A 9,113-nucleotide genomic window follows, 5' to 3' on the forward strand; every position below is an offset into this window, starting at 1 on the left:
GGCGTGGTGTCGGTCCCGGTGGGGGGCGCCCCCCCCCTCTCCGTGGGCTTGTGCGTCTTCTTCCTCATGTTCCTGCTTGTTCATTGTCGTCCCCCCCCCCCCGCGACGTGAGGAAGATCGCTTGCTTGGAGTTCTTGAAAAGTATTATCGTTTTCTTTTGGTGTTGCGGTGGGCTGCGCCGGCGTTGCAGGTGATGGGACGGAATGGAGAACCGCGCATGGAGTCCGACGGATCGGCTGCTGGCTCTTCCACCGGCGGGGCGGTGACCAGGCGGGGTTTCCTGGGACTCACCGCAGCGGCCGCATTCGTGGGAATGTCGGGTTGCGCGGCGGGTGGCTCCGGTTCGACCGCGGGCCCGCCGAAGCCGGGCGGCCGGTTGCGGGCGGTGTTCCCCGGCGGCGGAGCCGACGAGGTGCTGGACCCGCACGCCACGAACCTCTACGCCGAGGTGGCCCGCGCCAAGGCGCTGTTCGACAAGCTCGCCGACTACGGCTCCGACATGTCCCCGCAACCCCGGCTGGCCGAGCGGTGGGAGTCGAGTCCGGACCTGCGGACGTGGCGGGTACCGCTGCGCGAGGCCACGTTCCACGACGGACGGCCGGTGCGCGCCGCTGACGTGCTGGCGAGCTACGCGCGCATCCTGCGTCCGGACAGCACTCGACGGGCTAAGGCGAGTCTCTCCGTGATCGACCTGCAGGGCAGCCGCGCGATCGACTACCGCACCGTTGAGTTCCGGTTGAAGCGGCCGTACGCCGAGTTCCCGAACGCGCTCGCCACCTTGGGCGCCTACATCGTTCCGGAGGACGCGGAGAACTTCGAGCGCCCCGTTGGTTCGGGCCCGTTCCGGTTCACCTCGTTCGAACCGGGGCGTAGCTTCCTCGTCGCCCGCAATCCGAACTACTGGGAGGGCGCGCCGCTGCTCGACGAGCTCGAAATTCTGGTGAGCAACGACGAAGCGGCCCGGGTGAACGCGCTGCTGGGTGATCAAGCGGACTACGCGCACGACCTGACCGCCACCACCGCCCGCAGCCACGAGGCGGCGGGACAGATCAACATCCACCGGTTACCGCTGAGCAATTTCCACTCGCTGGCGATGAAGGTGGACCGGCCCCCGTTCGATCGACTGGAGGTCCGGCAGGCGTTCTTCCACTTGGTCGACCGCGAAGAACTGGTCCGTTCGGTGCTGCAGGGCTCGGGAGAGGTGGCCAATGACCTGTTCGGCAAGAACTACCAGTACTACGACGCTGAGCTCCCGCAGCGGCGGCAGGACCTGGCGAAGGCGAAAGAGCTGCTGCGCCGTGCGGGCGCGGAGAACCTGCGGGTCGAGCTGCTCACCTCCGAAGCCTCTCCCGGCTTGCGGGAAGCGGCGCTGGCGTTCGCCGACCAGGCGAAGCTCGCGGGCGTCACGATCGACGTGACCTTGGGGAACAAGGACACCTACTGGTCGGACATCGGCGAGCAGGGGTCCATCGTCAGCTACCGGTCCGGTGCGATGCCGATCGAATCGCACCTCTCGCAGCGGCTGCTGTCGAGCTCGACGACGAACAACACCAAGTGGCAGCGTCCCGAGTTCGACGCGCTCTACCAGCAGGCACAGTCCACTTCGGACGAGAACGCGCGCGCCGGGCTCTACCGGGAGATGCAGCGCACGCTCTTCGAGGAGGGCGGCTTCCTGTGGTGGGGCGTGTCGGATTGGATCGTGGCGTCGGCGAGCAGGGTCGGCGGCATCGATGACGGTGCCCCCGCGAACACCCTGGATTGGGCGCGTTTCGACAAGGTGTGGCTGGGGTGAGCATTCCGGGCTACATCGCCCGGCGAGTGCTGCTGGGGTTCGTGCAGGTCCTCCTGGTCATGGTCGTCGTGTTCTTCTTGATCGAGGCATTGCCCGGTGACGCGGCCGTCACCATCGCCGGGGACGATCCGGACCCGGCGGTCATCGCGTTGCTGCGGGAGCAGCTCGGGTTGAACGCGCCGGTGTGGGAACGCCTCGGTGGCTGGATGCTCGCGGCGTCGCAAGGAGATTTCGGCCGGTCCTTGGTGGGTCCGCGTTCGGTGCTGGACATCATCGGCTCTTCCGTGGGCCCCACCTTGTTGCTGGCGGCGCTCACCTTGGCGTTGATCGTGCCGGTGTCACTCGGACTCGGCGTGCTGGCGGCGAACCGGGAAGGCCGGCTCACCGATCGCCTCATCACCTCCACCACGCTCGGTCTGTACTCGGTTCCGGAATTCGCCATGGGGATCCTGCTGGTCACCGTGTTCGCCGTTCAGCTCGGCTGGTTGCCGCCGACCGCCGTGGGCGGCGGCGGGCTGCTGAGCCGCCCGGCGGTTTTGGTGCTGCCGGTGCTGGTGCTGCTGTTGCGCCCGATCTGCTCGCTAAGCAGGCTGGTCCGCGCCGGCATGATCGACGCGTTGCGGTCCGGGTACGTCCGGCAGGCGCGCCGAGCCGGGCTCTCGCCGCTGCGGGTGCAGTTCGCGCACGCGCTGCCGAACGCGGTCGTGCCCGCGGTGCAGCAACTCGCCCGCACGACGGACTGGCTCATCGGCGGCGTCATCGTCGTGGAGGCGATCTTCGTGATCCCAGGGCTGGGCACCACGTTGATCGATGCCGTGTCCGCGCGCGACCTGCCGGTGGTGCAAGGGTTGTCCTTGGTGCTGGCCGTCGTGACGGTCCTGGTGAACCTGGTGGCGGACATCGTCGCCCGGATCCTGGCTCCCGCCGCGGAGGACGACCGATGAGAAGCCTGCTCAGGCCCGGGGTGCTGGTTCCCGGCATCCTGATCGCCGTGCCGCTGCTGCTGGCCGTGTTCGGCCCGCTGTTCGCTTCGGGGGCGGTGGCAAAGGACGTTGCGTTCAGCAGCGGCGCCGGCCACCTGTTCGGCACCGACTTCGTCGGCCGGGACGTGTGGAACGAAGTCCTGCTCGGCGGTCGCTCGGTGGTGCTGGTCGCCGTGGCCGCCACGGTGTGCACGTACGCCGTGGCCGTGCCGATCGGCGTGGCGGTCGGGATGAACCGGGCCAGGTTCGTCGACGAGGTGGTGATGCGGCCGCTGGACGTCCTGCTCGCCATCCCTTCGATGCTCCTGCTGCTGTTGCTGGCTTCCGCCGCACCGAACGTCGGCTGGGTGCTGGTCGCGATCGTCACCGTCATCAACCTTCCGGACGTCATCAGGATTTCCAGGGCTTCGACGCTCTCGCTCTCCGCACGTCCGGCCGTGGAGGCCATGCGCATGCAGGGGGAGAGCCGCGTTCGCATCGGACTCGGCTACGTGGTGCGCGCGATGGCGCGCACGCTGGCCGCGGACTCGGGCACCAGGTTCACCGGAGCGATCTACCTCGTCGCCTCGGCGAGCTTCCTGGGTGTGGGGGTGTCTCCGCAGGCCAGCGATTGGGCGGCCATGGTGGACCGCAACCGCACGGGCTTGTTCCTGCAGCCGTGGGCTGTCGTGCTGCCCGCGTTGCTGATCGTGGCATTGTCGGTGGGTGTGAACTTGGCTTTCGACCAGCTGCTGCGCAGGAAACGGCGAGAGGTGCGCGCGTGAACGTCGTCGAGGTCGGCGGGCTGAACGTCTCGCTCGATTCCCGGCCCCTGGTGTCCGATGTCTCGTTCGCGATGGCAGCGGGTGAGGTGACCGCGCTCGTCGGTGAATCCGGCAGCGGCAAGACCACGACCGGGCTCGCCCTGCTCGGTGAACACCCGACCTGGGCGCGCGTCGACGGTGAGGTCACCGTGGCCGGGCACCCGGTCGGCCCGGGTCGGCCGCCGGCGGCGGGGCACCTCGGGTACATCCCGCAGCACCCCGCGGCCGCGTTGAACCCGGTGCGGCGGGTCGGTTCGGTCTTGCGGGAGATCGCTCGCCGCCACCTGGGGCCGGTCGCGCGCTCCGAGCGCAAGGAACTGGTGCGGGCCCGGGTCACCACTGCGCTGCGCCGGGCACAGCTCCCCGACGGGCAGGCGCTGCTCGACCGCTACCCGCACCAGCTCTCCGGGGGACAGCAGCAGCGGATCGTGCTGGCCCAAGCGCTGGTCTGCGATCCGGCCGTGGTGATCGCGGACGAACCGACGACCGGGCAGGACGCGTTGACCCGCGCCCAGATCGTCGAAGAGCTGCGCGGTCTCGCGGACCAGGGCATCGCTGTGCTGCTGCTCACCCACGACCTCGACGTGGTGCGGCAGTTGGCGCACCGGGTGCTGGTCATGCGTGGCGGAGCCGTCGTCGAATCGGGCCCGGCCGCGGCGGTGCTCGGCTCCCCGGAGCACGACTACACGCGGCTGCTCGTCGAATCCCAGCCCGACACCAGAGCGCCACTGGCAGCTGCCGAGGACGACCGCGAACCGCCGGTTCTCGCCGCGAACGACCTGGTCGCCGGTCACCGGGGCCGGGGCAGGAAGGTCGAGACGCTGCACGGGATGTCGCTGGACATCGGCCGGGGCAGGCGGATCGCCGTGGTCGGCCGCTCCGGCAGCGGCAAGACGACGCTGGCCCGGTGCCTCGCCGGACTGCACCCGCCGCGGCGAGGGACGATCGTGCTCGACGGGATGCCGCTGGCCGCGCGCCTGAGCGGGCGCAGCAGGGAGCAGCTGGCCGACGTCCAGTACGTCTTCCAGGACGCGCGCGCTTCGTTCAACGAGTTCGCGCCCGTGCTCGACCAGGTAGCGCGGACCGCCGAACGGCTCCGCGGGGTCGACCGGCAGCAGGCGCGGCGACGGGCGGCGGAGTGGTTCGAACGCGTCGGCCTCGACGCGGAGATCACCGCACGGCGGCCCGATTCCCTCTCCGGGGGTGAGTTGCAACGCGCCGCCCTGGTGCGCGCACTGCTCGCCGAACCGCGGGTGCTGATCTGCGACGAGATCACCTCCGGGCTCGACACCGTCACCCAGGCCGAGCTGCTCGTCCTGCTCAAGGAGCTGCAGCGGACCGCGGAGTGCGCCTTGGTGCTGATCACCCATGACCTCGGGGTCGTGGCCGATCTCGCCGAGCACGTCGTGATCGTCGACGGTGGGTGCATCGTCGAACAGGGTGCTGCTTCGGAAGTGCTGCGTGCGCCACGACATCCGATGACGAGCGCGCTGGTCGAGGCCGCGACGAGCCGGATCAGCCAGGCCTAGGCCGGGAAGTTCGCGGTGTCGCCGAGCGGGGAGGTGCTTGGAGGGGGACATGCCTCCATGCTTCCCCGTCGAACGCGCGTTCGCATCGCTCGAGCGGGTAGGAACAGGGCCACACGATCTCGCAGCCGAGATTACCCGGCGTAATCGACGTCCGGGAACGCGAAGGCGGCTTCCCCTGGGCAGGCGGAGGACCGGCCCGGGATCGGGATCTCGAAGTGGACGCTCGGGCTGTACCGGGAGTCCTCCCGGGCGTCGTAGATCTCCGTCGCGGCGCTGCGCCAGAACGGCGCCGCGCCCTCGATCGCCGGATTCGTGTGCAGGTAGATCGTCGAATATTCGGGCGTGTCGGCGACGAAGTCGCACGCCATCGACACCAGCGCGCTCGCCAGGCCGTTGCGGCGGTGCTGCCGGTCCACGTACACCCGGAACAGCTGCGCGGTGCTGCCGTCCCCGTACCGGGCCGCGAGCCACTCGGGGTGCGGGGGGCAGCGCGGGCCGCCGGAGCGGATCGCCGTGGTCGCGGCGACCTCGCCGTCGCGCACCGCGACGAACAGCGCGTGCCGCGGGTTCTTCAGGTACGCGCCCTCGATGTCCACGACGTCGGAGTGCCACCGGGCGTGGTAGCCGTGGCCGAACTCCTTGTAGAACGTGTCGAGCATGACCCGGCGCGCGCCTTCGACGTCCTCCGGGCGGGCGCGGCGCACCGCGTACTCGCCGATCCGGTGCTCTTCCTGGTGATCCATGTGCTCTCCATCGGGCTCTCGCGCCTGAGTCGCGAGCGAACGCGACTCCCGGTGCGCCGCGGCCACAATACAATGACTCTCATTTTCAATAAGTCCGGGGTGTGGCGCACAGGCCGCAATGATCATCGAATGAAGGGAACCTTCCTGCCACCGGTGGCAGGAAGGTTCCCTTCATCGCACCGGCCCGTCGGAGTGCGGGGGCGGTGGGCGAGCTGCAGGCTTCGCCCATGGTGTGTCTGGTGACGGGAGCGAGCGGGTACGTCGGCGGCAGGTTGGTCCCCCGGCTGCTCGAGGACGGGCGGCAGGTCCGCTGCCTGGTCCGGAATCCGGAGAAGCTGCGCGACGTGCCCTGGCGGGACCAGGTGGAGGTGGTCCGCGGCGACCTGCTGCGCGAGGGGGACGTGACGGCCGCCTGCGACGGTGTCGAGGTCGTCTACTACCTGGTGCACGCGATGGCCGAGTCGGGTTTCGCGGCCCGGGACCGGCGTGCGGCGCTGCTGATGGGGCAGGCGGCGCGGGAGACGTCGGTTCAGCGGATCGTGTACCTGGGCGGGGTGCATCCTGCGGGGGAGCAGTTGTCCGAGCACATGGCTTCGCGAGCGGAGGTCGGCGAGGTCCTGCTGCGCAGCGGGGTTCCGACGGTGGTCCTGCAAGCCGCGGTGATCATCGGTTCGGGTTCGGCGAGCTTCGAGATGCTGCGACACCTGACCGAGCGGCTCCCGGTGATGGTGACCCCCCGCTGGGTGGCCAATCGGGTGCAGCCGATCGCGGTGCGTGACGTCGTGCACTACCTGGTCGAGGTGTCCCGGCTGCCGAGTTCGATCAACCGGACGTTCGACGTGGGCGGCCCGGACGTGCTGACCTACGGCGAGATGATGCGCCGCTACGCGGTCGTGGCAGACCTGCCGCCGCGGCGGATGCTGTCGGTGGGCGTCCTGACGCCGTGGCTGAGCGCCCAGTGGATCAACGTGGTGACGCCGGTGCCGAAGAGCGTCGGGCGGCCGCTGATCGAATCGCTGATCCACGAGGCGGTCTGCTCCGAGGACGACATCGACGAACTGGTGCCGCGGCCGGCGGGCGGCCTTACCGGCTACGACCGCTCGGTGCAGCTGGCGTTGCGCAAGGTCCGGAACGCCGAGGTGGAGACCCGCTGGTCGGATGCGGCGCCGTCGGACGCCCCCTCGGACCCGTTGCCCTCGGACCCGGCCTGGTCCGGCGGGACCGTGTACGCGGACGTCCGCGAAGGCAGTAGCCAGGTGGCTCCGGAACGGCTGTGGCGCGTGGTCGAAGGCGTGGGTGGGGAGCACGGCTGGTACTCCTCGTCGCTGCTGTGGGCGGTGCGCGGTGCCCTGGACAAGCTCTCCGGCGGAGTCGGTTTGCGGCGCGGGCGCCGGGACGCGCAGCGGTTGCGGGTCGGCGAGGCGCTCGATTGGTGGCGGGTGGAAGAGCTGGTGGAGGGCAGGTTGCTGCGGCTGCGCGCGGAGATGCGGTTGCCGGGGCGGGCGTGGCTGGAGTTCACCGTGGAGCCGGACGGCACGGGTGGTTCGCACTACCGCCAGCGTGCGGTGTTCGTCCCGCGCGGATTGGCCGGTCACCTCTACTGGTGGCTCGTGGCGCCGTTCCACGGCGTGGTCTTCGGCGGGATGGTGCGCAACGTGCTCCGCGTCGCGGCCGAGAAGTAAGACCCGGCAGGCAATTTCGCTTCAGCGCGCGAAAAAGGACGAGCATCGACTGCTCGTCCTTTTGTCGGGCGCCCTCGGCAGGACTCGAACCTGCGACACCTGCCTCCGGAGGGCAGTGCTCTATCCGCTGAGCTACGAGGGCTTGCTGTTGTTGACGTAGGTCAGCTTAGCGCACGCTCCGGCGCGAACCGGAAGGGGGTGAAGGTTCGCGGGCGTGCGGTCGCGTCCAGTGGGTGGACCCTCCATTGCATTCATGCGCATCTCGCTATATATCATGGTGGCGGTAGGCGAAGGGGAGGTTCGTGATGGGCCACGGGCACGGCCACGGGCACGGGACTGCATCGCCCGCGAGCGCTTCCGGGCGGTACTCGCGGCGCCTGGCGATGGCGTTCGGGGTGTTGCTGGCGTTCTTCGTGCTGGAAGCGGTCGTCGGGTACCTGACGTCCTCGCTCGCCCTACTCTCGGACGCCGGGCACATGTTGACCGACGTGCTGGGCGTGGGGATGGCGCTCGCCGCGATCACCGCCGCGCGCCGCCCGGCCTCGGCGAAGCGGACCTTCGGCTGGTACCGCATCGAAGTGCTCGCCGCCCTCGCCAACGCGGTGCTGCTGTTCGCGGTCGCCGGCTACATCCTCGTCGAGGCCGTCGGGCGCTTCCAGGATCCGCCGGAGGTCGCCGGGCTGCCCATGATGATCACGGCGGCGGCTGGACTCGCCGCGAACGTGGTCGCGTTCCTGCTGCTGCGCGAAGGCGCGGGGGAGAGCATCAACCTGCGCGGTGCCTACCTGGAAGTGCTCGCCGACACCATCGGCTCGGTCGGCGTGCTGCTCGGCGGCGCGCTCGCCTGGGCCTTCGGCTGGTACCTGGTCGACCCCATCGTCGCCGTCGCCGTCGGGCTGTTCGTGCTGCCCCGCACCTGGAAGCTCGCCGGGCAGGCGCTGCGGATCCTGGTGCAGCAGGCGCCCGAAGGCGTCGACGTGCACGCGATGCACCGCGACCTCGCCGCGCTGCCGGCGGTGAAGGAGGTGCACGACCTGCACGTGTGGACGTTGACCTCCGGCATGGAGGTCGCCTCGGCGCACCTCACGATTCCGGCCGGGGCCGACCACGGGGACGTCCTGACCGCCGCGCAACGGCTGCTCGCCGAGCAGTACCGGATCGAACACGCCACCTTGCAGGTCGAGCCGACCGAGTGTGCCCGGCGGTGCCAAGCGCTCACCTGGTGATCGGCTGACGGCAGGTTCTTGCGCCCGGACCACGGTCCAGGCGGGCGCCGGAGGTGATCGGAAGGTTCCCTTCACCGCACCGGTGACAGGAAGGTTCCCTTCCACGCCGGGGCGCACAGCTGAGCTCGGAGTCGGGTCCCGGAGTTCGACTGACCGGAAGGTTCCCTTCCTCGCACCACCGACGTGGCCCGTGGAACGGCGTGACAGGAAGGTTCCCTTCCTCGCACCAGGTGAAAACGAACCGGGCCCCCCCCCCCGCGCGGGGGGGGGGGGGGGGGGGGGGGGGTGGGGGGGCGGTTTGGTGGTAGGGGCCGGGGGGGGGGTTTGCGGGCGGGGGAAGGGACAGGGCGTTGGT

7 protein-coding genes and 1 tRNA gene are annotated in these 9,113 nt (G+C 70.0%); 6 read left to right on the plus strand and 2 right to left on the minus strand.

Annotation, left to right across the window (positions count from 1 at the left end; all coding sequences use genetic code 11):
- Nucleotides 1-262 precede the first annotated feature (262 nt).
- The 4 genes from LCD35_RS01430 to LCD35_RS01445 are packed head-to-tail and all read left to right on the plus strand — an operon-like array spanning nucleotide 263 to nucleotide 5,107.
- The gene (locus tag LCD35_RS01430) at nucleotides 263-1,792 is read left to right on the plus strand and encodes an ABC transporter substrate-binding protein (protein ID WP_224960635.1); all 1,530 of its coding nucleotides are present in this window, start codon (nucleotides 263-265) and stop codon (nucleotides 1,790-1,792) included.
- Nucleotides 1,789-2,736, plus strand: a complete 948-nt coding sequence (locus tag LCD35_RS01435) for an ABC transporter permease (protein ID WP_225043602.1) — start codon at nucleotides 1,789-1,791, stop codon at nucleotides 2,734-2,736. Before LCD35_RS01430 ends, LCD35_RS01435 begins: the two co-directional genes overlap by 4 nt.
- Nucleotides 2,733-3,539 carry an ABC transporter permease gene (locus LCD35_RS01440; protein WP_224960637.1) on the plus strand — a complete coding sequence of 269 codons (807 nt, stop codon included), beginning with the start codon at nucleotides 2,733-2,735 and terminating at the stop codon, nucleotides 3,537-3,539. The genes LCD35_RS01435 and LCD35_RS01440 overlap by 4 nt, the downstream gene beginning before the upstream one ends.
- A complete protein-coding gene (locus LCD35_RS01445) occupies nucleotides 3,536-5,107 on the plus strand; it encodes an ABC transporter ATP-binding protein (protein WP_225043603.1) in 1,572 nt (523 codons plus the stop codon). The genes LCD35_RS01440 and LCD35_RS01445 overlap by 4 nt, the downstream gene beginning before the upstream one ends.
- Nucleotides 5,108-5,238: 131 nt before the next feature.
- Here the strand turns inward: LCD35_RS01445 and LCD35_RS01450 are convergent, their stop codons facing one another.
- Nucleotides 5,239-5,850 (minus strand): GNAT family N-acetyltransferase, encoded by a 612-nt coding sequence (locus LCD35_RS01450; protein WP_224977504.1) that lies wholly within the window; start codon nucleotides 5,848-5,850, stop codon nucleotides 5,239-5,241.
- 227 nt (nucleotides 5,851-6,077) lie between these two features.
- Here LCD35_RS01450 and LCD35_RS01455 point away from each other — a divergent pair, with 227 nt between their 5' ends.
- The gene (locus LCD35_RS01455) at nucleotides 6,078-7,532 is read left to right on the plus strand and encodes an SDR family oxidoreductase (protein ID WP_224960641.1); all 1,455 of its coding nucleotides are present in this window, start codon (nucleotides 6,078-6,080) and stop codon (nucleotides 7,530-7,532) included.
- Between the two features lie 69 nt (nucleotides 7,533-7,601).
- Here LCD35_RS01455 and LCD35_RS01460 read toward each other — a convergent pair.
- A tRNA-Arg gene (locus tag LCD35_RS01460) sits at nucleotides 7,602-7,674 on the minus strand.
- A 163-nt stretch (nucleotides 7,675-7,837) separates the two neighbouring features.
- Between LCD35_RS01460 and LCD35_RS01465 the strand changes: the two genes are divergently transcribed.
- Nucleotides 7,838-8,758, plus strand: coding sequence for a cation diffusion facilitator family transporter (locus LCD35_RS01465; protein WP_224960375.1), 921 nt, complete (start codon nucleotides 7,838-7,840; stop codon nucleotides 8,756-8,758).
- Nucleotides 8,759-9,113: the final 355 nt, after the last annotated feature.

Source organism: Saccharopolyspora sp. 6V (assembly GCF_020176785.1).
Lineage (GTDB): Bacteria > Actinomycetota > Actinomycetes > Mycobacteriales > Pseudonocardiaceae > Saccharopolyspora_C > Saccharopolyspora_C gregorii.